This window comes from Brevundimonas sp. AVps4, from assembly GCF_058681525.1.
On sequence record NZ_CM178741.1, the window covers coordinates 1,153,386 to 1,178,921 of the forward strand.

Consider the following 25,536-nt stretch of genomic DNA (forward strand, 5'->3'; position numbering starts at 1 on the left):
GGTCTGGTTCGATAAGAAGACATTGTCTGACAAAAATCAGGCTTGGTCCCCCGGCGCCTTTCCAGTCGGGCGGAATAAACCAAGCATGAGTTTTGCTGAGAAACGATCAAACGTTGAAGGGCTTCTGACGGATGCCTTGGCGTAGAGAGGCGATGAAGGACGTGGCAAGCTGCGATAAGAACCGGGGAGGCGCTAGCACCCTTTGATCCGGTTATTTCCGAATGGGGGAACCCACCTTTACAGTCTTCCAACTCTGTTCCGGCTTCGGTCGGGTCAGCGATTGGCGGATTGTTGAAAGGTATAATGAGCTGAATACATAGGCTTCATTAAGCGAACGCGGGGAACTGAAACATCTCAGTACCCGTAGGAAAGGACATCAACCGAGACTCCCGTAGTAGTGGCGAGCGAACCGGGACCAGGCCAGTGCTCTTGTGAAATAAAGACGAACGATCTGGAAAGGTCGGCCATAGTGGGTGAAAGCCCCGTAGTCATCAAACAGCAAGAGACTCGAGTAGGGCGGGACACGTGAAATCCTGTCTGAACATGGGGGGACCACCCTCCAAGCCTAAGTACTCCTCTACGACCGATAGTGAACAAGTACCGTGAGGGAAAGGTGAAAAGCACCCCGACAAGGGGAGTGAAACAGATCCTGAAATCGGAAGCCTACAAGCAGTCGGAGCCCCCAAGCGGGGTGACGGCGTACCTTTTGTATAATGGGTCAGCGACTTCATGTGTCGAGCAAGCTTAAGCCGTTAGGTGTAGGCGCAGCGAAAGCGAGTCTGAATAGGGCGCTAAGTTCGACGTATGACGACCCGAAACCAAGTGATCTATCCATGAGCAGGTTGAAGGTTGGGTAACACCAACTGGAGGACCGAACCGGTGAATGTTGAAAAATTCTCGGATGACTTGTGGATAGGGGTGAAAGGCCAATCAAACTTGGACATAGCTGGTTCTCCGCGAAATCTATTTAGGTAGAGCGTCCGACGAATTCCTTAGGGGGTAGAGCACTGGATGGTTGCGGGCTGCGCGAGCGGTACCAATACTAACCAAACTCCGAATACCTAAGAGAACTATCGGGCAGACACACGGCGGGTGCTAACGTCCGTCGTGAAAAGGGAAACAACCCTAACCATCATCTAAGGCCCCCAAGTACTGGCTAAGTGGGAAACGATGTGGGATTGCTTTGACAATCAGGAGGTTGGCTTAGAAGCAGCCATCCTTTAAAGAAAGCGTAACAGCTCACTGATCAAGCGATCCTGCGCGGAAAATGTAACGGGGCTCAAGCCAGTCGCCGAAGATATGGGTTTGCACTTTGTGCAAGCGGTAGCGGAGCGTTCCGTAAGCCGGTGAAGGTCAGGCGTGAGCCTGGCTGGAGGTATCGGAAGTGAGAATGCTGACATGAGTAACGATAAGAGTGTGAGAGACACTCTCGCCGAAAGACCAAGGGTTCCTGCGTAAAGCTAATCTGCGCAGGGTTAGTCGGCCCCTAAGGCGAGGCTGAAAAGCGTAGTCGATGGGAAGCAGGTAAATATTCCTGCACCAGCTGGAAGTGACGGATGGCATAACTCGTACCCACTTATTGGATTGTGTGTGCGGGGGCGTTGTCCCAGGAAATAACTCCAGCAGAGACCGTACCCGAAACCGACACAGGTGGTCAGGTAGAGCATACCAAGGCGTTTGAGAGAACTGTGCTGAAGGAACTCGGCAAATTGCACGCGTAACTTCGGAATAAGCGTGACTCACCCTGGGCAACCAGGACTGAGTGGCACAAGCCAGGGGGTAGCGACTGTTTAGCAAAAACACAGGGCTCTGCGAAGCAGCAATGCGACGTATAGGGTCTGACGCCTGCCCGGTGCCTGAAGGTTAAAGGGAGGAGTGAAAGCTCCGAACTGAAGCCCAGGTAAACGGCGGCCGTAACTATAACGGTCCTAAGGTAGCGAAATTCCTTGTCGGGTAAGTTCCGACCTGCACGAATGGCGTAACGACTTCCCCACTGTCTCCAGCACAGGCTCAGTGAAATTGAATTCCCCGTGAAGATGCGGGGTTCCCGCGGTCAGACGGAAAGACCCTATGAACCTTTACTATAGCTTCGCCTTGGCGTTAGCGACCGTATGTGTAGGATAGGTGGGAGACTATGAAGCCGGGGCGCCAGCCTTGGTGGAGTCGTCCTTGAAATACCACCCTTACTGTCGTTGACGTCTAACCGAGGACCGTTATCCGGTCCCGGGACATGGCGTGGTGGGTAGTTTGACTGGGGCGGTCGCCTCCCAAAGTGTAACGGAGGCGCGCGATGGTGAGCTCAGAGCGGTCGGAAATCGCTCGTCGAGTGCAATGGCATAAGCTCGCCTGACTGCGAGACTGACAAGTCGAGCAGAGACGAAAGTCGGCCATAGTGATCCGGTGGTCCCGAGTGGAAGGGCCATCGCTCAACGGATAAAAGGTACTCTAGGGATAACAGGCTGATTTTGCCCAAGAGTCCATATCGACGGCAAAGTTTGGCACCTCGATGTCGGCTCATCACATCCTGGGGCTGGAGCAGGTCCCAAGGGTATGGCTGTTCGCCATTTAAAGTGGTACGTGAGCTGGGTTCAGAACGTCGTGAGACAGTTTGGTCCCTATCTGCCGTGGGTGTTCGAAGCTTGAGAGGATCTGTCCCTAGTACGAGAGGACCGGGATGGACATACCTCTGGTGTACCTGTCATGGCGCCAGCTGTGCAGCAGGGTAGCTAAGTATGGAATAGATAACCGCTGAAAGCATCTAAGCGGGAAACTAACCTCAAAACAAGGCTTCGCTGAGGATCGTGGAAGACTACCACGTTGATAGGCCAGGTGTGGAAGCGCGGCGACGCGTGAAGCTTACTGGTACTAATAATCCGATCGGTTTGATCGTTTCTCAGCAAAACTCATTCGATGATCATCAATGACCCGATGATCGTCACGACAATGTCTTCTCATCATCCGCTGTCCGCCTCGTTGACCTGGTGGCTATGTCGGAGGTTCCCCACCCGATCCCATTCCGAACTCGGTCGTTAAGCCCTCCAGAGCCAATGGTACTTCGTCTCAAGGCGCGGGAGAGTAGGTCGCCGCCGGGTCTACCAGGCGGACAGCCGATGATGAAAAACCTATCGAACCCTTCTTCCTCCACAAACCACCCCTGCCGCGGGATGGAGCAGCCCGGTAGCTCGTCAGGCTCATAACCTGAAGGTCGCAGGTTCAAATCCTGCTCCCGCACCCAAGTTTTAAACCCGTTAGATCAACGATCTAGCGGGTTTTTGCTGTCTGAACCTACAGGCCCGCGCCGCCCCAGCCCGGACCCCCCACGATCAGCGTCGGCGCTCAAGGGATGAACTGGATCGTGTGTTCGAAAGGCCGGTCGACGGGGCGGCCGCCGTCGCGCGAGGGGGGCGTCGCGGTCCCGTTCATCAGGGCCACAGCCGCATCGCCGAACCCATAGCCCGGCCGGCTCTCCGACAGCACCACGCAATCCGAAACCTGGCCGTCGGCACGCCCAATTGAGGCGCCCCCTTCCTGATCCCTCGTTTTGAGTGAGAGTCCGTTTCATCAAGGAGACGGACGTGAAGAAGAGCAGGTTCAACGAAGCGCAGATCATAGGCGTGCTGCGCGAGCAGGAGGCCGGAAGCCCGACGGCGGAGGTATGCCGAAGGCACGGGATCAGCGAGCAGACCTTCTATCGGTGGAAGGCGAAGTACAGCGGCATGAGCGTGTCGGACGCCACGAAGCTGAAGGCGCTGGAAGACGAGAACCGGCGGCTGAAGAAGCTGCTGGCGGAGTCGATGCTGGACGTGTCGGCGCTGAAGGATCTTCTGGGAAAAAACTGATCGGGCCTGCAGCGCGCAGAGCGGCCGTGCTTCGTCTGATGGCGGAGCGCGGCTTCTCCCAGAAGCGCGCCTGCGGGCTGGTTCAGATCGATCCGAAGACGGTGCGTCGCGAGCCTGAACAGGGCGATGTGGAGGTGCGCGAGCGCCTGCGCAGCCTGGCGGCTGAGCGCCGCCGGTTCGGCTACCGGCGCTTGGGCATTCTGTTGCAACGGGAGGGCCTCAGCATGAACAAGAAGCGGCTGTTCCGGCTCTATCGGGAGGAAGGCTTGGCGGTGCGACGGCGACGGGGCCGCAAGCGGGCCACCGGAACCCGTGCGCCCATGGCCCTGCCGGACGGCCCAAACCAGCGCTGGTCGCTGGACTTCGTGGCCGACAGTCTGTCGTGGGGCCGACGCTTCCGCATCCTGTGCATCGTGGACGACTTCACGCGCGAGGCCCTGGCTCTGGTGGTCGACACCTCGATCGGCGGCTCACGCATGGCGCGCGAGTTGGACCGGCTGATCGCCCGACGCGGGCGTCCGGCCATGATCGTCAGCGACAACGGGACCGAGATGACCAGCCGGGCCATCCTGGAATGGACCAACCGCACCGGCGTGGCCTGGCATTACATCGCGCCGGGCAAGCCGCAGCAGAATGGCTTCGTCGAAAGCTTCAACGGCAGGCTCCGCGACGAGTGTCTGAACGAGGAGGTCTTCGCCACCCTGGCCGAGGCCCGCGCCGTCATCGAGCGCTGGCGCATCGACTACAACCACGTCAGGCCGCACTCGGCGCACGGGGGACTGACCCCGGAGGCGGTGCGCCTGAACCCCGCGGCCGTTCGGCTGCGCAACTTGATCAGCTCCGCCGCACGGCCGCTCCCGTCGGCGAAGCAGATCGGCTATCAACCCCCTGGACTCTCATAATGATCGAGGGACCAGAGGGGGGCGCCTCAGAGCGAACAGCAGGGCGAGGGGCATGGGCGAGTTCCTTCTCACCTATAAGGCCCTGAACGCGGCCGTGTTCCCTTCGTCGATACAAAGGTCGCCGAACAGGTCTTCGCGGCCCGCGCCGCAGCCCTGGATCAAGACTCGCCGCGCCACAGACGCCACCAGGGCCGCCAGGGGGTCAGATGGTGTTCGTGGTGGCGGCCGAAGTGGAAGCAGGTGAGCAGGGAAAGAACGGGGCCGTAGCCGCTGCTGCGGGCGTGGTGGGCGTCGGCGAACGGCTGGTCGGTGTGGCGGTGCGGCAGCCAGGTGCCGAAGGTGAAGAGCTGAAGCGCTGAAAGCAGGGCCGGCGCGGCCCAGAAGGTCAGGAGATTGGCCGGCCGCGCCCCCAGGCCGAAGAGGGCGATCAGGACCAGGGCGGTCAGGACCGCCATCTCGCGCCAGCCGAAATAGGTGCGAAAGAAGTTCAGGAACCAGGGAAGGAAGGCGCGGGGCGCCGGGGCGTAAAAGTCCGGGTCGTCGGCCGTGCCGGGCGCGGCGTGGTGGGCGTGGTGCGCCGTCTTCAGCCGATCGAAGCGGAAGCCCGCATAGAGCCCCAGGGTCAGCCGGCCGACTGCGGCGTTCAGCCGCGGCCGTCCCGGCGCCAGGGAGCCGTGCATGGCGTCATGGGCGACGATGAAAAGGCCGACCGACAACCAGGTCTGGACCGCTACGATCGCCGGGACGATCACCAGACTGGAGGTGCCCCAGCGGTGAAAATAGACGCCGTAGACGTGCAGGCTCCCCCATCCCGCCACGATCATTCCCGCCAGGGTCAGACCGATCCAGGTCTGGCGCGGGACGATGCGTGGCTCGGCGACGGCGGCGGTCATGGACTTCAATCTAGCCTATGCCGGCGTCGGAGGCATCCAGGCGGCTTGCCCGTCACGTCCGCCCGTGCCACCTGTCGCGGATGCAGGCCGCCGCCCCCGACAGTTCCGCGCCGGACCTTTTGCTGCTGGGGGGCGGTCTGGCCAACGGCCTTCTGGCCCTGCGCCTGTCCCAGGTCCGGCCCGAACTGGACGTGCGGATCGTGGAGGCGGCCGACCGGCTGGGCGGGGTTCACACCTGGTCCTTCTTCGAACCCGATCTGACGCCGAGGCAGCGGGCGTGGATCGCGCCGCTGATCGCCCATAGCTGGCCCGGCTATTCCGTGCGGTTTCCCAAGGCCGAACGGCGTCTGGCGACCGGATATTTCAGCGTGACGGCGGCGCGGTTCGCCCAAGCCTTGGACCGCGCCCTGCCGGGACGGATCATGACGGGCGTCTCGGTGGCATCGGCCGGGCCGACCGAGGCGGTTCTGGCCGACGGTCGGCGGCTGACGGCCCGGGCGGTGATCGACGGGCGCGGCCCGACCGCCGCGCCGGACCTTGCCCTGGGGTTTCAGAAATTCGTCGGCCTGGAGGTGCGGCTGACCGCGCCCCACGGGCTGAAGGAACCGATCGTCATGGACGCCTGCGTCGATCAGGCGGGGGGCTATCGTTTCCTCTATGTCCTGCCGTTCGACGACCGGACCCTGCTGATCGAGGACACCCGCTACACCGACGGCGACGACCTGGATCGCGACCTGTTCCGAACGGGCGTCAGGGACTACGCCGCGCAGCGGGGCTGGGTCATAGAGACGGTTCTGCGCGAGGAGGAGGGGGTGCTGCCGGTCGCCCTGGACGGCGACATCGCCGCCCATCTGAAGCGGCTGGGGCCGACGGCGCTGAGCGGCCTGCGCGCCGGTCTGTTTCATCCGACCACCGGCTATTCCCTGCCGGACGCGGTGCGGCTGGCGGATCATCTGGCGAAGCGTATCGAAGCGGCGCCGGACGGCCCGGCCCTGGCCCAGGTCATCCGTCGCCATGCGCGCGACGTATGGGCGCAAAGAGGCTTTTATCGGCTGCTGAACCGCATGCTGTTTCGGGCCGCGCGGCCGGATCAGAGGTACAGGGTGCTGGAGCGGTTTTACCGCCTGCCCCAGCCGCTGATCGAACGCTTCTATGCGGGGGAGACGACCTTGGGCGACAAGGCGCGGATCCTCAGCGGCAAACCCCCGGTGCCGATCGGCGCCGCCCTGACCTGTCTGGTCGAAAGAGGACGTGCGTAATGCGAGCAGCAGTGATCGGATCGGGGTTCGGGGGGCTGTCGCTGGCCATCCGCCTTCAGACGGCGGGGATTCAGACCACGGTCTTCGAGGCGCGCGACCTGCCTGGCGGCCGGGCCTATGTCTATAAGGACAAGGGCTACACCTTCGACGCCGGTCCGACCGTGATCACCGATCCGTCCGCGCTGGAGGAGCTGTTCGAGGGCGCGGGGCGCAAGCTGTCCGACTATGTCGAACTGCTGCCGGTCGCCCCCTTCTATCGGCTGTGCTGGGAAGACGGGGACGTCTTCGACTACGTCAACGATCAGGACGAACTGGACCGCCAGATCGTCGCGCGCAATCCGGCCGACAAGGAGGGCTATCGCCGGTTCCTGGCCTATTCCCAGGACCTGCTGAAGGAAGGCTATCTGAAGCTGGGCGCCGTGCCCTTTCTGGACTTCGCCAGCATGGTCAAGGCGGCGCCGGAGTTGATGCGGCTCCAGGCCTGGCGGTCGGTCTATGACAAGGTCGCCGGCTATATCCAGGACGAGCATCTGCGTCAGGCCTTCAGCTTTCACTCCCTGCTGGTGGGCGGAAACCCGTTCGCCACCTCATCGATCTACGCCCTGATCCACGCGCTGGAGCGGCGCTGGGGCGTCTGGTTCCCGCGCGGCGGCACCGGCGCCCTGATCCAGGCCATGGTGCGGCTGTTTCGGGACCTGGGCGGCGAAATCCGGCTGAACAGTCCGGTCGAGCGGATCACCCTGGCGAACGGGCGCGCCGACGGGGTGGTGGTCGGCGGCCAGGCCCTGGCCTTCGACATGGTCGCCTCCAACGCGGACGTGGTCCACACCTATCAGCGCCTGCTGGGCCAGGAGCCGCGCGGCCGCAAGGAGGGGGCGCGTCTGGCCGCCAAGCGGCATTCCATGTCGCTGTTCGTCATCTATTTCGGCCTGAAGCGGGTCCACCCGGAGGTGCGCCACCACACGGTGCTGTTCGGGCCGCGCTATCGCGAGCTGATCGGCGAAATCTTCAAGGGGCCGGACCTGCCGGAGGACTTTTCCCTCTATCTGCACGCCCCGACCCGCACCGATCCGTCCCTGGCGCCCGACGGATGCGACGCCTTCTATGTGCTGGCGCCGGTGCCGCACCTGGCCTCGGCCGACATCGACTGGGCGGTCGAGGGACCGCGCTATCGCGACAGGGTCCTGGCCTATCTGGAGCAGCACTACATTCCCGGCCTGACCGCCGATCTGGACACCTGCCGCATCTTCACGCCCGTGGATTTCCGCGACCAGCTGAACGCCCACCAGGGCTCGGCCTTCTCGCTGGAGCCGATCCTGACCCAGAGCGCCTGGTTCCGCGTCCATAATCGCGACGACCAGATCCCCAACCTCTATTTCGTCGGCGCCGGCACCCATCCGGGCGCGGGCGTGCCGGGGGTGGTGGGCTCGGCCAAGGCCACCGCCGGCCTGATGATCGAAGACGCGGGGCGGACCGCATGACCGACGCCGTCCTGGACCACAGCCGCCAGTCGATGGAGCAGGGCTCCAAGAGCTTTGCCGCCGCCGCCCGGCTGTTTCCGGCGGCCATCCGGGACGACGCCTGGATGTTCTACGCCTGGTGCCGCCATTGCGACGACGAGATCGACGGCCAGGTCCTGGGCCATGGGGCGGTCGGCATCGACCCGGTCCTGGCGGGGCGCAAACTGGTCGAACTGCGCGAACGCACCGCCGCCGCCCTGGCCGGAGAGCCGCAGACGGACCCGGTCTTCACCGCCTTTCAGCGCGTCGCCGCCCGCCACGCCATTCCGGCAGAGGAGGCGATGGACCTGTTGCAGGGGTTCGAGATGGACGTGGAGGGCCGCCGCTACGACACCCTGGAGGACACGCTGGACTACGCCTATCACGTCGCCGGCGTGGTCGGGGTGATGATGGCCCGGATCATGGGGGTTCAGGACGCGCCGACCCTGCGCCGCGCCCAGGACCTGGGCCTGGCCTTTCAGCTGACCAACATCGCCCGAGACGTGGTGGAGGACGCCAAGGGCGGGCGGGTCTATCTGCCCGGCCAGTGGCTGGACGAGGCGGGCGTGCCGCGCGATCAGGTCGATCAGCCCCGGCATCGTCAGGCCGTCGCCCGCACCGCCCAGCGGCTGGTGGCGGCGGCCGAACCCTATTACGCCTCGGCGCGCTGGGGACTGCGGGATCTCAATCCGCGCTCGGCCTGGGCCGTCGCCACGGCGCGGGGCGTCTATCGCGCCATCGGCCGCCACGTCTCGCGCTCGGGCGCCACGGCCTGGGACGGCCGGACCTCGGTCGACAAGGCGGGCAAGCTGGCCCTGGTGGGGCGCGGGGCCCTGATCACCCTTTGGTGCAAGACCCTGGACGCCTGGCGCGAACCGCCGCCGCGCCCGGCCCTGTGGACCCACATCTGACGGCGCTCAGCGCCCCGCGCGTCTGTGCTCCATCATCACGGCCAGGGCGATCCCGGCCAGACCCGCGCCGCCCAGGGCGGCCCAGCCGGCCAGGACCCCGGCGTTGAAGTCGCCGCGCCAGATCAGGGCCTGATAGGTTTCGACGGCCCAGGCGTGGGGGGTGATCCAGCCCAGGGCGCGGAAGGCTTCGGGCATCAGGAAGCGCGGCGCCATCGACCCGCCCAGGGCCGCCAGCAGCAGGGCGACGAAGGTGGTCAGGGGCTGGGCCTGTTCGCGCGACCGGCAGGCCGCCGTCAGGGCCAGGGCCACCCCCGCCGCGCACAGGGCGACCAGGGCGGCGGTCAGGAGCGCCGCCGCCGCCTGCCAAAACGCAAGATCCGGCAGCCGAGGCCAGGCCGCCAGGAAAACGGCCGCCGACTGCATCAGGCCGACCGTCGTCAGCCAGATCGCCCGCCCCGCCAGTATGGGCGCCGTCCCGCCCCGCGCCAGGGCCAGCCGCGCCTGCAGGCCCGAGCGCCGCTCGTCCAGCCCGCCCATGGCGCCGTGCATGGCGGCGAAGAAGACGAACATCACGCTGACCGCCCCGGCGTAATAGGCGGCCTGGACGTCGCCCTGCGGCCCGACCTGGCGGATCGAGACCGCGCGCGACGGGGGCGCGGGCCGACCGGCCAGGGCCGCCGCCGCCGGGACCAGCCGCGCTTGGAGCGCCGCCGCCGCCACGTCTCGGCCCGCGGCCGACACCACCGTCACCTGGGGCGCGCCTGCCTCGTCGCGGGCGATCAGAACGCCGGCGTCGGCGCGGCCGTCGATCACGGCCCGCTCCACCGCCTGGGCGTCGTCCAGACGGCGAAGGCGCGGCCCCAGATCCTGCGACAGGGCCTCGCCGACGGCGGCCGTGGCCGGGGTGCGCGCCGCATCGTGCAGGACCACGCTGGCGTCGATGTCGCCACGCGCCCCCGCACCGAAGACGGCGGCGAACAGCAGATAGACCAGGGGCGGCAAAACCAGGGTCAGGGCCATGCCCGAACGGTCCCGCCAGAAGCCGCGCGCCCAGGCGCCCGCAACCGCCATCATGACGAGGCGTCCGACAGATGGGCGACCAGGTCGTCCAGGCCGGGACGACGCACGGCCACCTCGCCCCCCTCGGCGTCCGCCTCGGGCGAAACCCTCTGGGCCGCCCCCAGGGCGTCCTCGCACAGCAGCCGCCATTCCAGCCCGTCCTTGGAGGGCGCCAGACCCGACTGGGCGAACCGGCTCGCGGCCGGGCGCGAGGCGGGCCGCGGCAGTTTGACGACCAGCAGCCGCGCCAAGCCGAAGGCCTGACGCAGCAGGGCCTTGGGCGGTCCTTCCGCCAGCAACCGGCCCTGGGCCAGGACGCCGATCCGATCGGCCGTTTCGGAGACGAAGGCCTCGTCGTGGCTGATCAGCAGACAGCCGGCGCCCGCCTGGACCGTCTCGCGCAGGGCGGACGACAGGACGACGCGGGCGGCGGCGTCCACCCCTTCGGTCGGTTCGTCGGCGATCAGCAGGCGCGGGCGCCCGACCAGGGCGGCGCTGAGGTTGGCGCGCCGACGCCATCCGCCCGACAGTGAATGAACCGGCTGATCCGCCCTGGGGGCGCATCCGGTCAGGGCCAGGGCCCGCTCCACCGCCGCAGGGCGGTTGGAACGGGGAAGGCCGCACAGGGCCGCGACCGCCGCGACGTTCTCGCGCGGCGTCAGGGCGGGAAAGAGGGCGCAGTCCTGGGGCGCAAGGCCGATGCGTCCGCGACGGGGCGCGCCTTCGCCGGCCGTCGCCCGCCCGCGCCGGACGGGGATCAGGCCGCAGGCCACCCGAGCCGCCGTGGACTTGCCCGCCCCGTTCGGACCCAGCAGGGCGTAAACCTCTCCGGCCGCGACGGTCAGGTTGAAATCGCGCAGCACCGGCCCTTCGCCGTAGCCCGCCTCGACGTCCTTCAGAACCAGCGCCGGCGCGACGCTAGCGTCCAAGTTCGGCCTGCCGGAAGAGATGAAGGACATAGGTCGTCAGGGGGCTGTCGTGCCCGACCGCCTCGGCCGCCCGGGCCAGGGACTGGCGCACCCCGGCGCGGACCCGGCCTTCGCCCCACAGGTCCACGAAGGTGGTCACGCCCTGATCCTGACCCACGTCCTTGCCCAAGGCCTCGCTCGTCGAACAGGCGTCCATCAGGTCGTCGCAAAGCTGGAAGGCGAAGCCGACCGCCTCGCCGAAGGCGGCGAGACGCGCCAGGTCGTCCGCATCGCCGCCGCCCATCCGGCCGCCGCCCCGCGCGGCCGCGACGAACAGGGCGCCGGTCTTCAGATCGTTGATCCGACGCAGGGCGACCACGTCGCGCTGAACGGGATCGTCGCGCAGATCGCGCATCTGGCCCTCGGCCAGGCCGTCGAAGCCGATCGCCTGCGTCAAATCGTCCAGGGCGCCCAGCCGCGCCTCCGCCGGCGCCCGGCTTTGCAGAATCAGCCGGGTCGATTGGTTCAAAAGGGCCACGGCCGCCAGCACGGCCGCATCCTCGCCGTGGCGGCGGTGCAGGGTCGGCTGACCGCGCCGCAAGGCCGCATCATCCATACAGGGCAGGTCGTCCAGAACCAGGGAGGCGGCGTGGGCCATTTCGACCGCGCAACCGAAATCCAGGGCGTCCTCGGCCCGCCCGCCGACGTGCGCGGCGGCCAACATGGCCACGACCGGCCTGACCCGCTTGCCCGGTCCCAGCAGGGCCTCGCGCGCGGCGAGGGCTAAAAGACCGTCCGATGAGGGCGCCGTCTCGGCCAGCCGGTCCTGCACCAGGCCACGCAGATTCTCGGGCGACTGAGGTTCGGGGTCCGACACGGGCTGGGGCCTTAAGCCGACGATCGCCATACGGGTCTCCTGATGTCCTTCGACAGTCGCGTTGCGACCGAGGCTGTGTAAAAACGTCTTGGTATGGAGCGAATTAGCTTAGCCTTCTGAGGTCAGCAGGAGGTGGGTATGAGCCGCTTCGTTCAGGGTGCAGATCGCCGGCAGCAGACGCTGCTTCCCGAGTGTCTTGATGACTATGTGGCCGAGGATAATCCGGTCCGGGTGGTCGATGTCTTCGTCGACGAGCTGGATCTGAAGGGGCTGGGGTTTGAGGGGATGACGCCCGCAGCGACGGGACGGCCCGCTTACCACCCGGCCATGCTGCTGAAGCTCTACGTCTACGGCTACCTGAACAAGGTGCAGTCGAGCCGGCGACTGGAGCGTGAGGCGCAGCGCAACGTCGAACTGATGTGGCTAACGGGGCGGCTGGCGCCGGACCACAAGACCATCGCCGACTTCCGCCGCGAGAATGGCCCTGCGATCCAGGCGGCCTGTGCGCAGTTCGTGGTGCTGTGCCGACAGTTGGGCCTGTTCGGATCGGCCCTCGTCGCCATCGACGGTTCGAAGTTCAAGGCGGTGAACACCCGCGACAAGAACTTCACCGCCTACAAGGTGAAGCGGCGGATCGAGCAGGTTGCCGAGCACATCGCCAGCTACCTCGAGGACCTCGATACGGCCGATCGGCACGAGGGGGATGGCGTGGAGGCACGGTCGGTGAGGCTGGTCGAGAAGATCGATCGCCTTCGCGCCCAGATGGCGATGCTGAAGGTCATGGAGGCTGAGGTCGAGGCGTCGCCGGACGGCCAGGTGTCCCTGACCGATCCCGACGCCCGCGCCATGGCGACGTCAGGCCGGGGGAGTGGCATCGTCGGCTACAACGTCCAATCCGCCGTCGAGGGCGAGCATCACCTGATCGTCGCCCACGAGGTGGTGATGACCGGCTCGGACAAGCAACAGCTGGCGAACATGGCGGGTCAGGCCAAGGAGGCCATGGGCGTGGAGAGGCTCGATGTGCTGGCGGACCGGGGCTACTTCTCCGGCGAAGAAATCCTGGCCTGTGAGGCCCTGGGCGCGACGCCCTTCGTGCCAAAGACGCTGACGTCAGGCGCAAAGGCGAATGGGCGCTTCGGCAAGCAGGACTTCGTCTATCTGCCAGATCAAGACGTCTACCGTTGCCCGGCCGGCTCCCTGCTTCCGTACCACATGACCGTCGTCGAAAGAGGCATGACGCTGCATCGGTACTGGGATCGGGCCAGTTGCACAGGCTGTAGCATCAAGGCTCAGTGCACGCCTGCGGTCGAACGAAAGGTCACGCGGTGGGAGCATGAAGCGGTGATCGATGCCCTTCAAACCCGAATGGACCTGAGGCCCAGAGCCATGCGTGAACGGCGAAGCCTGGTCGAACACCCGTTCGGCACCATTAAGGCCTGGATGGGCCACTCCCACTTCCTGATGAAGCGGTTGCCCAACGTGAAGACCGAGATCAGCCTCCACATCCTGGCCTACAATATGAAGCGGGTGATGGCGGTGATGGGAACCAGGCCGTTGATGGAGGCGATCCGGGCCTGAGCACGAGGCGTCCTGCGCTTCGTCTCAACCTCCGCCCCGCCGTCGCTCAGCACGTTTTTACACGGCCTCGACCCTGGGCTGACGCATTATGATCACATACGGCATCACGACTGCGTCGGATGCAACCCGCCAGAGCATGATCGTTTCGGAGGGAACCGCTAGGAGCGTTTGCGATGCCCACCCCCGACGACGCCCTGATCCGACGCAAGGACGAACACATCGACCACGTGCGGGCCGGACGGGGTCTCAGCGGCGCGTCCTCGGGACTGGAGGCGGTGCGTTTCGTCCATGACGCCTTGCCGGACCTGGCCCTGGACCAGATCGACCTGTCCGCCCGTTTCCTGGGGCGGCGGCTGAACCTGCCCTTCCTGATCAGTTCGATGACCGGCGGCCCGTCGCGGGCCGAGGCGATCAATGCGCGGCTGGCCGAGGCGGCCCAGGCCCTGGGCGTGGCCCTGGCGGTCGGCTCCCAGCGCGTCGCCCTGGAGACGGCCGGCGGGTCCGGCGGCTCGGGCTTGGGGCCGGATCTGCGCCGCCTGGCGCCCGACGCCCTGATCCTGGCCAATCTGGGAGCGGTGCAGTTCGCCCTGGGCTATGGGGTGGACGAGGCGCGCCGGGCCATGGAGATGATCGGCGCCGACGCCCTGATCCTGCATCTGAATCCGCTTCAGGAAGGCGTCCAGCCCGAGGGCGACCGCGACTGGCGCGGCGTGGCCCAGGGGATCGAGCGGATCGCCGCCGCCTTTCCGGGCCAGGTGGTGGTCAAGGAGACCGGCGCCGGCCTGTCGGCCGCCGTCGCCCGGCGCCTGGCCGACATGGGCGTCGCGGCCCTGGACGTGGCGGGGGCGGGCGGCACCAACTGGGGCCTGATCGAAGGGGCGCGGGCGACCGGCGGGCGGGCCGAGGCCTTGGCCGCCCCCTTCGCCGACTGGGGGGTGCCGACGGCCCGCAGCCTCCGCGACTGCGCCCAGGCCGCCCCGGACCTGGGGCTGATCGGCTCGGGCGGGATCAAGGACGGTCTGGATGCGGCCCGCGCCGTCCGCCTGGGGGCTGATCTGGTCGGCCAGGCCGCCGGGGTGCTGGAGGCGGCCCTGACCTCGACCCAGGCGGTGGTCGATCATTTCGAGCTGATGGCGGCCCAACTGCGGCTCGCCTGTTTCTGCACGGGCTCTGCGGACCTTTCGGCCCTGGCTCAGGCGCCGCTGCTGGAAGAGCCCCGCTTCTGAGCCAGTTCGGCCTTCAGCGCCCGCGCCGACCGCACCCACAGAAAGCCGAAGGAGACGCAGCCTTCGCGCGTGCGCACGGCGTGATGCAGACGGTGCGCCTGGATGCGCCGCGTCCAGAAGCCGGACCGCCCGGAAAAGCCCGTCGGGAACCGCCGGTGCACCAGGCCGTCGTGGAAGAAGAAATAGACCATCCCATAGGCCGTGATCCCCAGGCCGACCGGCAGGGCCCAGGGCCACAGGTGCAGACCCACGGCCACCATGACGATGGCCGGGGCGGCGAAGACCACGGCGAACAGGTCGTTCTTCTCCAGGGGGTGATCGTGCGGCTCATGATGGCTGCGGTGCCAGGACCACAGGAAACCGTGCATCACATAGCGGTGCATGATCCAGGCGAACGCCTCCATGCCCAAAAAGGCGGTCAGGAACAGCGCGATCCACGTCAGCCAGGCCATGGCCCCAGCATAGGCGGTTTGATCCGCCTTCGCCACGACTTGACCGCCGCAGGGATTTGACCGTCTGTGCCCCCATGTTGAGGGATCTGCTCATCACCACCCTGGCGCTGAGCCTGATCATCGGCCTGCGCTATCTGCTGGTCGGCGCGGCGGCCCATGGGCTGCTGTGGGCCGGGGCGGGCCGGGGACGGGCGCTGAACCTGCGGCCGCCGGCGATCAAGCGCATCCGCGCCGAGATCGTCGCCTCCCTGATCGCCTGTCCCATCTACGCCCTGCCGGCGGCCCTGGTGCTGGAGCTGTGGAAGCGGGGCGGGACGGCGATCTACAGCGATCCCGACGCCTGGCCCCTGTGGTGGCTGCCGGTCAGTCTGATCGTCTATCTGCTGGCGCACGACGCCTTCTACTACTGGGTGCACAGGGCCCTGCATCACCCGCGCGTCTTCGGCTGGGCCCATGCCGAACACCACCGGTCGCGCGACCCCAGCGCCTTCGCCTCCTTCGCCTTCGACCCGGCCGAGGCTGCGGCCACCGCCTGGTTCCTGCCCGCCCTGGCCCTGATCGTGCCGATCCACTGGGGCGTGGCCCTGACCCTGCTGACGCTGATGTCGCTGACGGCCGCCCTGAACCATGCGGGGCGCGAGGTCTGGCCCGCCGCCTGGCTGGAGCGGGCGCCGCTTCGCTGGCTGATCACCGCCACCCACCACGACGCCCACCACAAGCGGTTCAACGGAAACTACGGCCTCTATTTCCAGTTCTGGGACCGCTGGGCCGGGACTGAGGTTTCGGCCGCCCCCTCGCGACCATCCCCGGTCATCCCTCCAGAGCGGCCCTCAGCGCCTCTTCGGTGATCGGCTTGGTCAGGGCGGCGTGGGCGCCCAGGCCGGTCGCCATCTGCAGTATGGACGACGAGGCCAGACGTCCCCCGCCGCTCATGGCGATGACCCGCAGGGAGTCCCTCAAATGCCGGGTGTCCATGATGAAGTTCAGCCCGTCGCGGTCCGGCATCAGAATGTCCACCAGCACGGCGTCGGGCGACCAGTCCTCGACGATCCGCAACCCTTCGTTGACCGTTGCTGCGGTCAGGACTTGGCAACCCAGCCGTTTCAGCATCTCCTCCAGATGAAGCAGAACCAGCGAATCGTCCTCGATCACGCAGACTTTCACGCCCAACCTCCAGATGCGATCAGGGGGAACTAACGGATGAATCCCATGTTGCGTCAACTCGGAAGACGGCGTTTCCGACTGGCCATCGCCTTGGCGGGCGCGGTCGTGACCCTGCTTCTGGCGGCCACTGGGGTGACGCTGCAACGAGAATTCTCCAGCGCGGACGCTCTGCGCGATGCGGTCGAGCAATCCTATGACACCCGGCTGCAGATTCAGTCCGTCTTCTCATTGGTTCAGGACGCTGAGACCGGCCAGCGCGGCTATATCATCACCGGGGACGAGACCTTCCTTGAGCCTTATGATCGCGCCCTCGACCGGTTGGACGCTCAGATGAACAAGCTTGCGGGTCTTTCGGCTAAGGACCCGCCACAGGCCGAGAACCAGCGTCTTCTGTCGGAACGGGTCCGGCAGAAGCGGCTGGAGATGCAGCGGACCATCGCGCTGCGCGAATCCGGCCAGGCGTCCGCCGCCATCAGCCTCGTGATCAGCGGGCGAGGCAAGCTGACAATGGATGATATCCGCCAGATCGTGGATCGGATGACGCAGCGTGAGGCCGACCTGCTGTCGGCGCTGTCGGCCGACGCGCGCGAACGGACCCGGCATACCGAATTCCTGGTGGCCCTGATGTTCAAGGTTCTGGTCTTGACCGCCTTGGGGACCGCCTTCCTGGTCTGGCGCTATCTGGCCACCCGCAGCGCCCTGCTGGAGCGGCTGGAGGCCGCCGCCGCCCGCCACAGCGCCACCCTGGACAGCGCCTTCGACGCCATCGTGACCCTGAACCCCAGCGGCAGCATCGAGACGCTGAATCCGGCGGCGGAACGGCTGTTCGGCCGGTCGGCGCCGGAGGTCGAGCGCCGCGACGTCGGCCTTCTGGTCGATGATCTGGCCGAAAACGGAGAGGGCGCCTTTCTGGACCGGCTGGACGCCAGCCACGGCGATCTGGAGCAGGGGCTTCTGCTCGAACTGACCGGCAAGCGCCGGGACGGGGCGCGCTTCCCGGTCGACGTCGCTCTTGCGGCCATGGACCTGCCGACGGGCCGCCATGTGGTGGCGGTGATCCGCGACGCCACCGAACGCCGCCGCATCGCCGAGATGAAGGACGCCTTCGTCTCGACCGTCAGCCACGAACTGCGCACCCCCCTGACCTCCATCGCCGGCTCCCTGGGCCTGGTCGCGGCCGGGGCGGGCGGACGCTTGCCGGAAAAGGCGGCCCGACTGATCGACATCGCCCACGCCAACAGCCGCCGTCTGGTGCGGCTGATCAACGACATCCTGGATGTGGAGAAGCTGGAGGCCGGGCAGCTGAAGATGACCCTGGCCCCGCTGGACCTGCGCGACGTCGCCGCCCGAGCGGTCGAGGGGATCCAGGGCTACGCCGATCAGCTGGGCGTGGGCGTCAGCCTGAACGACGGCCCGCCGGCGCCGGTGCGGGGCGACGGCGATCGGCTGATCCAGGTGGCGACCAATCTTCTGTCAAACGCGGTCAAGTTCTCGCCGTCCGGCGGCGAGGTCCGGGTGACGGTCAATCCCGAGACCCGGATCGCCCGGCTCAGCGTATCCGACCGCGGCCCCGGCATAGCCGACGAGTTCCGCTCGCGCATCTTCGGCAAGTTCGCCCAGGCGGATTCGACCGATGCGCGTGAAAAGGGCGGCACGGGCCTGGGCCTGGCCATCGCCAAGGAGATCGCCGAACGCCACGGCGGGCGGCTGTGGTTCGAATCCGCCGAGGGCGAGGGGGCGACCTTCCATCTGGACCTGCCGCTGGACCAGGCCGATGCGGCGCATGACGAGGAGGCGGTGCGGCTGCTGATCTGTGAAGACGATCCGGACGCCGCGCGCATCCTGGTCGAGATGCTGTCCTATGAAGGGTTCAAGGCCGATGTGGCCGACACGGCGCGCGAGGCGCTGACCCTGGCCCGCCGCGCGCCCTACGCCGCCGCCCTCATCGACCTTCAACTGCCCGACGCCGACGGGGTCAGCCTGATCCGGCAGCTGAAGGCCGATGAGGCGACGCGCGCCATGCCGGTGGTGGTCGTCTCCGGCGACGTGGCCCGGGGCCGGGTGCGCGGCCGCTCGCTGGAGGTGGCCGACTGGGTCGAAAAGCCGGTCGATCAGGACCGGCTGCGCCAGGCCGTCCGCGCCCTGTTCAGCGCCGACGACAAGCCGGTGGTTCTGCACGTCGACGACGACCGCGACATTCTGGAGGTGACGCGCCAGGCCCTGGATACGGTCGAGGTCGTGCCGGTCGAGAGCCTGGCCGCGGCGCGCGAGGCCCTGGCGCGGCGGCGACCGGACCTGGTGATTCTGGACCTGGGCCTGCCCGACGGCAACGGCCTGGACCTCTTGCCGCTGTTGACCGAGGAGGACGGCCGCACCATTCCCGTCATCATCTATTCGGCTCAGGACATGGACCGAGAGGCCGCCCCGGCCGTTCAGGCGGTCCTGATCAAGTCCCGCATGTCCCTGACCCAGCTGGCGCGGACCGTGCGTCGCCTGGCCCCCCGCGCCCGAGGTGTTGCATGACCGCTCTCCACATCCTGCACGTCGAGGATGACAAGGACATTCGCGACGTGACCGCCTTCGCCTTGACGCTGGACCCCCAGGTTACGGTGACCTCGGTGGCCTCGGGCGAGGCGGCCCTGGCCGCGCTGGACGGCGGGCTTCGTCCCGACGTCGTCCTGATGGATGTGATGATGCCCGTTCTGGACGGTCCCGCAGCCCTGGCGCGCATCCGCGAACGGGCGGGACATGAGACGACGCCGGTCATCTTCATGACCGCCCGGGCTCAGTCGAGCGAGATCAGCCGTTATCGCGCCCTGGGCGCCCTGGACGTCATCGTCAAACCCTTCGACCCGATGACCCTGGTGGAGGAGATTCGGACGATCCTGGCCCAGGCCGGGTGAGGGGGCCGTGACGGCGGACATGGCCGATCTGCGGACCCGGTTCCTGGACCGGTGCGTCGGCGATCTGGCGCGGATCGACCGTCACGTCGCGCGGGGCGCCTGGGACGCCGATGAATTGCGCCGCCTGGTCCACAGCCTGGCCGGCGCCGGCGCCGTCTTCGGCTTCCCAGCGATCAGCGAAGCGGCCGGCGACTGCGACGACGCCTTCGCCCAGGACCGCACGCCCGACCCCGCCCTGATCAAAACCTTGGCCCAGGCCATCCGCGACGCCCTGGCGCGGCGGCAGGGCTGAGCCGCCGCCGCGGCTGGGGTTCACCCCGCTCCGTTCAGGGCCTCGAACACGGCCTGATAGCCGTCAGCCTCGGCGAAGCGCAGCGGCTTGACCCGTTCGACCAGGATTTCGCCGCGCGGCGTTTCGCCCCGCTCGATCAGGTCCATCACCTCGGCCGTATAGTCGGCCAGGGGCATGGAGGCGGGGTTCTGGGCATGGCCGGGCATCAGGTCGGTGGCCACGCCGGGCGGCGCCAGCTCCAGCACTTCCACCGCCGTGTCGCGCAGCTGATGGCGCAGGGACTGGGTCCAGGAGTGGAGGGCCGCCTTGGTGGCGTTATAGGTCGGGGTGGCCGTCAGGGGGATGAAGGCCAGGCCGGAGGTGACGGTCATGACCGTGGCCCGGGGCTGGGCCGTCAGATGGGGCAGGAGGGCCGCCGTCAGCCGGATCGGTCCCAGGAGGTTGGTGGCGATGGTCGCCTCCACCGTCGCCAGGTCGAACGGTTCGGCCTTCAAATCCTCGGTCTTCATGATCCCGGCGTTCAATATGACCGCGTTCAGGGCGGGGTGGTCCTTGACCACCTGTTCGCCGAAGGCGGCGACGGCTGTGGGATCGGCGACGTCCAGCGTCGCCCAGGCCATGCCGGGATTGGCGGCGGCGGCGTCTTTCAGCACGTCCGCGCGGCGACCCGTGATGACGATCTGATTGCCGCGCGCATGCAGGGCCTCGGCCAGGGCGCGGCCGATGCCCGTGCCGCCGCCGGTGATCAGTATGGTGTTTCCGCTGATGTTCATGGGGCTCTCCTTCAGGGGATGCGTCAGTGCGGAAACTCAGTTATGACGGTCGCTCTCCACTGGAAAGTAGGCACCGAAACCCGCCATACTTACCCGCAGGAAAGAAATGGACATGACGGCCTATCCGCCCGCAAGAATTTCGCATCCTGAAACCGGCGAGGTCGCCGATCCGCGCGTCGAGGCCCTGGTCAATGAGGTGATCGGGCGTGTGGCGGACAAATGGACCATGCTGATCCTGGAGGTCCTGGCCGAACACGGCGAGACCCGGTTCACTCGCGTGGGCGAACTGGTGGGCGGCATCAGCCAGAAGATGCTGACCCAGACCCTGCGCCAGATGGAGCGCGACGGCCTGGTGGTGCGCACGGTCCATCCGGTCATCCCGCCCAAGGTCGAATACCGCCTGACCGACCTGGGCTTCACCCTGGCCGAGGCCTTCTGCGGCGTCTGGACCTGGGCCGAGGCCAATATCGACCGCATCGAAGCCGCGCGGGCGGCCTTCGACGCGAGGAAGTGAAGAGGGGCCGATCCGCCCGATGACGTCGCCGTCTGGGCCGGATCAGGCGGCGGCGTAATCGCGGAAGTCGGGCTGCACCGCTTTGACCCTGAGTTCGGCCAGCTCCTCCAGCCGCTTTTCATCGGCGGGCTCGACCTTCTGTCCGGCGACCTCCGCATAGGTCACCTTTGCGGACAGGATGCGATATTCCCGCTCGAGCGTTTCGTCGTCTTGCACTTTCGCCTCCTAGAGAGGGGCATGGGATCAGGTCTGACAATGGCCGATCCCAGCCCAATTTTCAATCGGCCGCTGCGGGTTTGCCGCGGGTGCGGCCGGGCGGCGCAGGGGCGTTCAGCCCGGCGAGCAGGGCCGCGATCCGAGCGATGTCGCGGACGACATCCACGTTCTGGAGCCCTGGACCGCTGCGATCAAACACGCCCGGCCGATTGCTTGTGGCCGTCACCACGCCCCAGACCTCGTTGTTGTGCCGGATCAGGATCGGGATGGACGCAACCGACCTGTAAAGTTCCTCACGCCGGGGATCGCGGTCCGGGACGGGATATTCGGAGAGGATGTAGTCTTGGGCCGTGTCGGGCAGGATGACCTCGCCGTCTGGATTGGCCTCGGCCTTGTGCCAGGCGGCGCCGGTGAAACCCTTGCCCTTTCGCCAACTGCGCCCCCCGGTCCGGGCAAGCTCGGGATCGGTCCACTCCGCCGCGATGCGCACCATCTGATCGCCTTCGCGTCGGAAGATGGAGACGGTGAAGACGTCGGCGGCCTTATAGTCGACGGCGCTGCGGATGGAGGTGATGGATCGCCTCAGCAGGGTCGCGGCGGTCGCCTTCTTCGCCGCCTCGTCCGAGGACAGAAGCCCGGCCTCGACGGCCTGCAGCATCTGTTCGATGGCTTGCAGCCGTTTCCGCCGTCGCTCGTCCAGGGCGGTGGCGCCGTCCTCGACCTTCCGACGGTCCGCCGCAATCTCCCGGCCCAGCTTGATAGCCTGCTCGGCCGCGTCCTCCGTCGATTTGAACTGGGCGCCGATCTCGATCTTCTTGAAATCCATGGCGCCTACCAGCGCCGCGCTGACGAAGGCCAGAATGACACCGGCGATCAGGGCGACCAGACCGGGCGTGCCGGTCGGATCCAGTCGCGACAGGGCCACGATCAAGGCGCCCAGGGCGCCGAGGCCGATCAGCCAAGGCCGATACCGCTCAAGATGCAGCACCCGGTCAGAATATTTGGTCAGGACGTCGCGGGCGTCGCCGCGAAGCTGCGTTTCAAACTTGTCGAAATCGTCCATCCGCATCCTCCCCGGCCGCGCCTGCACGCCATGGATCACCCTAGCCGGAAACAGGATGGGAGACGACTTTAAAGGGGGCTGGGAACAGGTCTCGGTTGCGCTTCCGCCCCCTACCCTTGCACCTTCTCCGTCAGGAAATGCCGGCCCTGGCGGTCTTCGATTTCGACGATCCACAGGTCGGGGTCGTATTGGCGCTGGCGGGCGATATAGGCGTCCAGCTCGGCTTCGCTGTCGCTGGTTACGGGCTGGATCCACAGCCGCTCGCCGTCGGGGCCGAAGGCTTCGGCATAGAGGCGGGCCGTGCGGGTCGAGGTGTCATAGGCCTTGACGATCACGGCGCCGGCGCGGGGGTCGCCCTTGTTCACCACGACGGCGTGGGCGCCTTCGATCTCGGCGCGGCGGATCAGGGCGCCGACCCACAGGTCGCTGGACAGAAGCAATTCGCTAACCCTGTAAGGAAACCAGACTCAAAGGCCCGGCCGCTAGGCTCGGCCCATGATCTTACGGCCTTATCCCCGGCGAACCCAAGTCCCTATCGGCGCGGCCCTGATCGGCGCGGCCGTGGTCGGGGCGGTGGTGATCGCGGGCGGTCCGGTCGCGGCCCAGGCGGGGTCGGGGGCGGGGTCGGGGGCGGCCGACCGCTTCTATGAGCGCAGCTTCGTCCTGGCCGCCAATGAGCGGTGCGGCCTGTTTCAGCCCCAGTTGACGGCGGCCCTGAACGCCTCGACCTGGCAGGCGCGGGGCGCGGCCCTGCGGGCCGGCGCCGATCCGCGTCAGCTGTCCGAGACCGCCGCCCGCGCCCGCGCCCGGGCGGCCGCCGCCGCCTGCGATTCCGCCGACATGAAGACGGTCAGCGGTCGGGTGAAGACCGCCTTCGCCGGCTGGTCGCGCACGGCGCGAATGAACTTTCCCGGCGACCGGGCGGGCTGGAGCGCCGACCGCGCCGCCTACAGCCGGCCGACCTGGCGGCTGATGCAGGGAACCGCCGTCGGCGCCTCGCCGGTGCGGTTCGGCCTGGTCGGGGCGATGGATCGGGCGGATCAATTGACGGCGGTGGTCTCCTGGCAGGGGCGGTCGCGACCGACCGGGGTGCGGCTGGTCATGCGCGACACGACGGTGGCGCCCCGACCCTGGCTGGCGCGCGAACTGCCGCCTGCGGCCCAGCGCCGGGTCTTCTGGGCCTCGGGCGTGACGACGGCCGATCCCGGCCTGCTGGTCCAGGGACGCACGGCGGGTCAGGCCTGGCGCTTCCCCCTGGCGGCGGCCGACGCCCTGTCCGGCCTGGATCCGCGAGAGGTCTTTACGGTGGAGTTCGTCTTCCGCGACGGCAGCGTGGCGCGCACGGTCTTCGAGGCGGGCGACTTCGCCGCCGGCCGCGCCTTCCTGGCCATGGGCCAAACCTAGGATCTGGATCGTCTCACGCCTCGACGGCGGCGCCCGGCGTTTCTTCGGCTTCGATGGCGGGCGACAGGGTTGCGACCGGCAGGCGCACCATGGCCGCCACCCCTTCGCCCAGGGTGCTGTCGATCGTCAGGCGCCCGCCGTGCAGTTCCGCCAGGGATCGGACCAGCGACAGGCCCAGCCCCGTCCCTTGCGCCTTCTGATCGGCGCCGCCGGCCTGTTCGAACGGGCGGCCCAGCCTTTGCAGATCCTCGGGCGCGATCCCCACGCCGGTGTCGGACACCACCAGCTCCAGATAGGGGCCGATCCCGTCCAGCGTCAGGGTCACGGACCCGCCCGCCGGGGTGAATTTCACCGCATTGGACAACAGGTTCAGCGCCATCTGCTTCAGGGCGCGGGCGTCGGCCTCGACCTCCAGCGGATGGGGCGGCAGGACGGGGGCCAGGTGCACGCCCTTGTCGTCGGCCTGGGGCCGGATCAGGGCCACGGCGGCTGAGATCGGATCGCGGGCGTCGAACCGGTCCAGGGCCAGTTCGTACCGCTCGGCCTCGATCTTGGACAGGTCCAGAACGTCGTTGATCAGGTCCAGCAGATGGCCGCCCGCCTGATGGATGGACTCGGCGTAGTCGGCGTATCGGTCGGGCAGGGGGCCGAACAGGCGCTGGCGCATGATGTCGGCGAAGCCGATCACGGCGTTCAGCGGGGTGCGCAGCTCATGGCTCATATTGGCCAGGAAGCGAGTCTTGCCCGCGCTCTGGGCCTCAGCCTCGACCCGGGCGCTTTCCAGCCCCAGCTCGCGGGCGAACTGGGCCGTGCCGTCGAAGGCCTGGGCGATCAGGCGCGGCGCCCCCGCCACCGCCCCCGTCTCGCCGTCGTACCGGCGCAGGATCAGCACCACCCGGCGGTCCAGGGCGATCCGGGGGCTGAACATCACCTCGGCCGGCTGGCCCTGGGCGGCGCGTTGCAGGGCGCCGGCGACGCCGGGGCGGTCGGGGGCGTGGACGGCGGCGATCAGCCCCTGGTCCATCAGGGCCGGGACCGAGACGGACGGCGGGGGCGTGCCCCAGGCGGCCAGGGCGCGGCCGGTCGGCTCCAGCAGCAGGGTCAGGCCCGGCTGGGCGTTCAGCACGGCCTGGACCAGGGCGCCGTCCTGTTCGGCGCGGGTCAGACGGGCCATGCGGCGGTGGCTCGACAGACGGGCCGCCCCGGCCAGGGCCAGAACCGCCAACAGGCCCGACGCCGCCGCCAGGACCGGCGGCTGGGCGGTCGATCCGATCAGCAGGGTCGAGATCAGGCCCGAGATCAGCGGCAGGGCCAGGCCCGCCGTGCCCAGCCGGATCAGCCGGTCTTCGCCGATCCTGGGATCGTCAAGCGCCAGCCCGGCCGCCAGGGGCAGCAGCAGAAGCCCCGGCGTCGCCCCGGTGGCCCCGCCGGTCAGGCCCGCCGCCGCCACGGTCGCCAGAAGCCAGCCGCCCATCAGGCTGAACCTCAGACCCGCCGTGTCGCGCACCATCAGGGCCACGCCCGCCACGCCCGGCGCGGCCGTCAGCAGCAGGGCCGCCAGGACCGTGGGCTCCAGCCGGGCGAAGCTCTGGGCCGCCAGGGCCGTCAGGGCGACCGCCGCCGCCCACCCCGCGTGCCACAGGGCGGCCGGCGCCGCCGACGGCTGAGCCGCCGACTCCGCTGCGGTCGGGACCGCCAGCCCGGGTTGTGGAGGGTGATTATGCAAGCGCCGTCGCCATTATGGGTCGTCCCAGACTAAACGGCGCGCCGAGTCGGCGCGAGGCCCCTCCCGTGTCAGGCGATC

Annotated in this window: 24 protein-coding genes, 1 tRNA gene and 2 rRNA genes; 15 read left to right on the top strand and 12 right to left on the bottom strand. The window is 67.7% G+C overall.

Features of this window, described 5'->3' with window-relative positions; translation table 11 throughout:
* Positions 1-104: 104 nt before the first annotated feature.
* The 3 genes from ACW178_RS05675 (at position 105) to ACW178_RS05685 (ending at position 3,235) form a co-directional block, all read left to right on the top strand.
* Positions 105-2,890: ribosomal RNA gene (locus ACW178_RS05675) — 23S ribosomal RNA — on the top strand.
* An 87-nt stretch (positions 2,891-2,977) separates the two neighbouring features.
* Positions 2,978-3,092, top strand: a 5S ribosomal RNA gene (rrf, locus tag ACW178_RS05680).
* Positions 3,093-3,158: 66 nt separating this feature from the next.
* Positions 3,159-3,235: transfer RNA gene (locus tag ACW178_RS05685), tRNA-Met, on the top strand.
* Positions 3,236-3,336: 101 nt separating this feature from the next.
* Here ACW178_RS05685 and ACW178_RS05690 read toward each other — a convergent pair.
* Positions 3,337-3,477 carry a hypothetical protein gene (locus ACW178_RS05690; protein ID WP_492024945.1) on the bottom strand — a complete coding sequence of 47 codons (141 nt, stop codon included), beginning with the start codon at positions 3,475-3,477 and terminating at the stop codon, positions 3,337-3,339.
* 98 nt (positions 3,478-3,575) lie between these two features.
* On the opposite strand from ACW178_RS05690, the gene ACW178_RS05695 reads away from it, so the two are divergent.
* A protein-coding gene (locus ACW178_RS05695; RefSeq protein ID WP_191559183.1) for an IS3 family transposase occupies positions 3,576-4,741 on the top strand; the annotation gives its coding sequence in 2 pieces (ribosomal slippage) (positions 3,576-3,834 and positions 3,834-4,741; 1,167 coding nt in all).
* Between the two features lie 158 nt (positions 4,742-4,899).
* Here the strand turns inward: ACW178_RS05695 and ACW178_RS05700 are convergent.
* Entirely contained in the window at positions 4,900-5,634 is a 735-nt protein-coding gene (locus tag ACW178_RS05700) for a fatty acid desaturase (protein WP_336970560.1), read from the bottom strand.
* Between the two features lie 80 nt (positions 5,635-5,714).
* On the opposite strand from ACW178_RS05700, the gene crtY reads away from it, so the two are divergent.
* Genes crtY through ACW178_RS05715 form a run of 3 tightly spaced genes read left to right on the top strand, consistent with a single transcriptional unit; the run spans position 5,715 to position 9,303 of the window.
* Complete coding sequence (crtY, locus tag ACW178_RS05705; RefSeq protein ID WP_492024946.1) at positions 5,715-6,893, top strand: lycopene beta-cyclase CrtY; 1,179 nt, start codon at positions 5,715-5,717, stop codon at positions 6,891-6,893.
* Positions 6,893-8,374 carry a phytoene desaturase gene (locus tag ACW178_RS05710; RefSeq protein ID WP_492024947.1) on the top strand — a complete coding sequence of 494 codons (1,482 nt, stop codon included), beginning with the start codon at positions 6,893-6,895 and terminating at the stop codon, positions 8,372-8,374. The genes crtY and ACW178_RS05710 overlap by 1 nt, the downstream gene beginning before the upstream one ends.
* Positions 8,371-9,303: a phytoene/squalene synthase family protein gene (locus ACW178_RS05715; RefSeq protein WP_492024948.1), complete on the top strand. Its 933-nt coding sequence runs from the start codon at positions 8,371-8,373 to the stop codon at positions 9,301-9,303. The genes ACW178_RS05710 and ACW178_RS05715 overlap by 4 nt, the downstream gene beginning before the upstream one ends.
* 6 nt (positions 9,304-9,309) lie before the next feature.
* Here the strand turns inward: ACW178_RS05715 and ACW178_RS05720 are convergent, their stop codons facing one another.
* From ACW178_RS05720 to ACW178_RS05730, 3 genes are read right to left on the bottom strand one after another with little or no spacing between them, the layout of a single operon-like run.
* Complete coding sequence (locus ACW178_RS05720; protein WP_492024949.1) at positions 9,310-10,377, bottom strand: ABC transporter permease; 1,068 nt, start codon at positions 10,375-10,377, stop codon at positions 9,310-9,312.
* Positions 10,374-11,291, bottom strand: a complete 918-nt coding sequence (locus ACW178_RS05725; protein WP_492024950.1) for an ABC transporter ATP-binding protein — start codon at positions 11,289-11,291, stop codon at positions 10,374-10,376. The genes ACW178_RS05720 and ACW178_RS05725 overlap by 4 nt, the downstream gene beginning before the upstream one ends.
* Positions 11,281-12,177, bottom strand: coding sequence for a polyprenyl synthetase family protein (locus ACW178_RS05730; protein ID WP_182714371.1), 897 nt, complete (start codon positions 12,175-12,177; stop codon positions 11,281-11,283). Before ACW178_RS05730 ends, ACW178_RS05725 begins: the two co-directional genes overlap by 11 nt.
* 108 nt (positions 12,178-12,285) lie before the next feature.
* Here ACW178_RS05730 and ACW178_RS05735 point away from each other — a divergent pair, with 108 nt between their 5' ends.
* Entirely contained in the window at positions 12,286-13,725 is a 1,440-nt protein-coding gene (locus ACW178_RS05735) for an IS1182 family transposase (RefSeq protein ID WP_287105140.1), read from the top strand.
* Between the two features lie 173 nt (positions 13,726-13,898).
* Positions 13,899-14,951 (top strand): type 2 isopentenyl-diphosphate Delta-isomerase, encoded by a 1,053-nt coding sequence (gene fni, locus ACW178_RS05740; RefSeq protein WP_492024951.1) that lies wholly within the window; start codon positions 13,899-13,901, stop codon positions 14,949-14,951.
* On the opposite strand, the gene ACW178_RS05745 is transcribed toward fni, so the two are convergent.
* Complete coding sequence (locus ACW178_RS05745) at positions 14,918-15,439, bottom strand: sterol desaturase family protein (RefSeq protein WP_227976050.1); 522 nt, start codon at positions 15,437-15,439, stop codon at positions 14,918-14,920. The genes fni and ACW178_RS05745 overlap by 34 nt on opposite strands.
* Before the next feature lie 38 nt (positions 15,440-15,477).
* On the opposite strand from ACW178_RS05745, the gene ACW178_RS05750 reads away from it, so the two are divergent.
* Entirely contained in the window at positions 15,478-16,251 is a 774-nt protein-coding gene (locus ACW178_RS05750; RefSeq protein WP_492024952.1) for a sterol desaturase family protein, read from the top strand.
* Here ACW178_RS05750 and ACW178_RS05755 read toward each other — a convergent pair.
* Positions 16,214-16,567, bottom strand: a complete 354-nt coding sequence (locus ACW178_RS05755; protein ID WP_054764846.1) for a response regulator — start codon at positions 16,565-16,567, stop codon at positions 16,214-16,216. The two genes, ACW178_RS05750 and ACW178_RS05755, sit on opposite strands and share 38 nt — an antisense overlap.
* 45 nt (positions 16,568-16,612) lie before the next feature.
* On the opposite strand from ACW178_RS05755, the gene ACW178_RS05760 reads away from it, so the two are divergent.
* Genes ACW178_RS05760 through ACW178_RS05770 form a run of 3 tightly spaced genes read left to right on the top strand, consistent with a single transcriptional unit; the run spans position 16,613 to position 19,762 of the window.
* A complete protein-coding gene (locus ACW178_RS05760) occupies positions 16,613-19,090 on the top strand; it encodes a CHASE3 domain-containing protein (RefSeq protein WP_191559107.1) in 2,478 nt (825 codons plus the stop codon).
* On the top strand, positions 19,087-19,470 hold the full coding sequence (locus tag ACW178_RS05765) for a response regulator (RefSeq protein WP_054764848.1): 384 nt from the start codon (positions 19,087-19,089) through the stop codon (positions 19,468-19,470). Before ACW178_RS05760 ends, ACW178_RS05765 begins: the two co-directional genes overlap by 4 nt.
* 7 nt (positions 19,471-19,477) lie before the next feature.
* Positions 19,478-19,762 (top strand): Hpt domain-containing protein, encoded by a 285-nt coding sequence (locus ACW178_RS05770; RefSeq protein ID WP_409614735.1) that lies wholly within the window; start codon positions 19,478-19,480, stop codon positions 19,760-19,762.
* Positions 19,763-19,782: 20 nt separating this feature from the next.
* On the opposite strand, the gene ACW178_RS05775 is transcribed toward ACW178_RS05770, so the two are convergent.
* The gene (locus ACW178_RS05775) at positions 19,783-20,535 is read right to left on the bottom strand and encodes an SDR family oxidoreductase (protein ID WP_182714376.1); all 753 of its coding nucleotides are present in this window, start codon (positions 20,533-20,535) and stop codon (positions 19,783-19,785) included.
* A 112-nt stretch (positions 20,536-20,647) separates the two neighbouring features.
* On the opposite strand from ACW178_RS05775, the gene ACW178_RS05780 reads away from it, so the two are divergent.
* Complete coding sequence (locus ACW178_RS05780) at positions 20,648-21,049, top strand: winged helix-turn-helix transcriptional regulator (RefSeq protein ID WP_224761268.1); 402 nt, start codon at positions 20,648-20,650, stop codon at positions 21,047-21,049.
* Between the two features lie 42 nt (positions 21,050-21,091).
* Here ACW178_RS05780 and ACW178_RS05785 read toward each other — a convergent pair whose 3' ends face one another.
* From ACW178_RS05785 to ACW178_RS05795, 3 genes are all read right to left on the bottom strand, one after another.
* Positions 21,092-21,265: a hypothetical protein gene (locus ACW178_RS05785; protein WP_152949596.1), complete on the bottom strand. Its 174-nt coding sequence runs from the start codon at positions 21,263-21,265 to the stop codon at positions 21,092-21,094.
* Positions 21,266-21,326: 61 nt separating this feature from the next.
* On the bottom strand, positions 21,327-22,328 hold the full coding sequence (locus ACW178_RS05790) for a GAF domain-containing protein (protein ID WP_054764852.1): 1,002 nt from the start codon (positions 22,326-22,328) through the stop codon (positions 21,327-21,329).
* Between the two features lie 110 nt (positions 22,329-22,438).
* Positions 22,439-22,768, bottom strand: a complete 330-nt coding sequence (locus ACW178_RS05795; protein WP_183216754.1) for a DUF1491 family protein — start codon at positions 22,766-22,768, stop codon at positions 22,439-22,441.
* A 55-nt stretch (positions 22,769-22,823) separates the two neighbouring features.
* On the opposite strand from ACW178_RS05795, the gene ACW178_RS05800 reads away from it, so the two are divergent.
* Positions 22,824-23,732 carry a hypothetical protein gene (locus ACW178_RS05800; RefSeq protein WP_492024953.1) on the top strand — a complete coding sequence of 303 codons (909 nt, stop codon included), beginning with the start codon at positions 22,824-22,826 and terminating at the stop codon, positions 23,730-23,732.
* A gap of 13 nt (positions 23,733-23,745) precedes the next feature.
* Here the strand turns inward: ACW178_RS05800 and ACW178_RS05805 are convergent, their stop codons facing one another.
* The gene (locus ACW178_RS05805; RefSeq protein WP_492024954.1) at positions 23,746-25,458 is read right to left on the bottom strand and encodes a sensor histidine kinase; all 1,713 of its coding nucleotides are present in this window, start codon (positions 25,456-25,458) and stop codon (positions 23,746-23,748) included.
* Between the last annotated feature and the right edge of the window lie 78 nt (positions 25,459-25,536).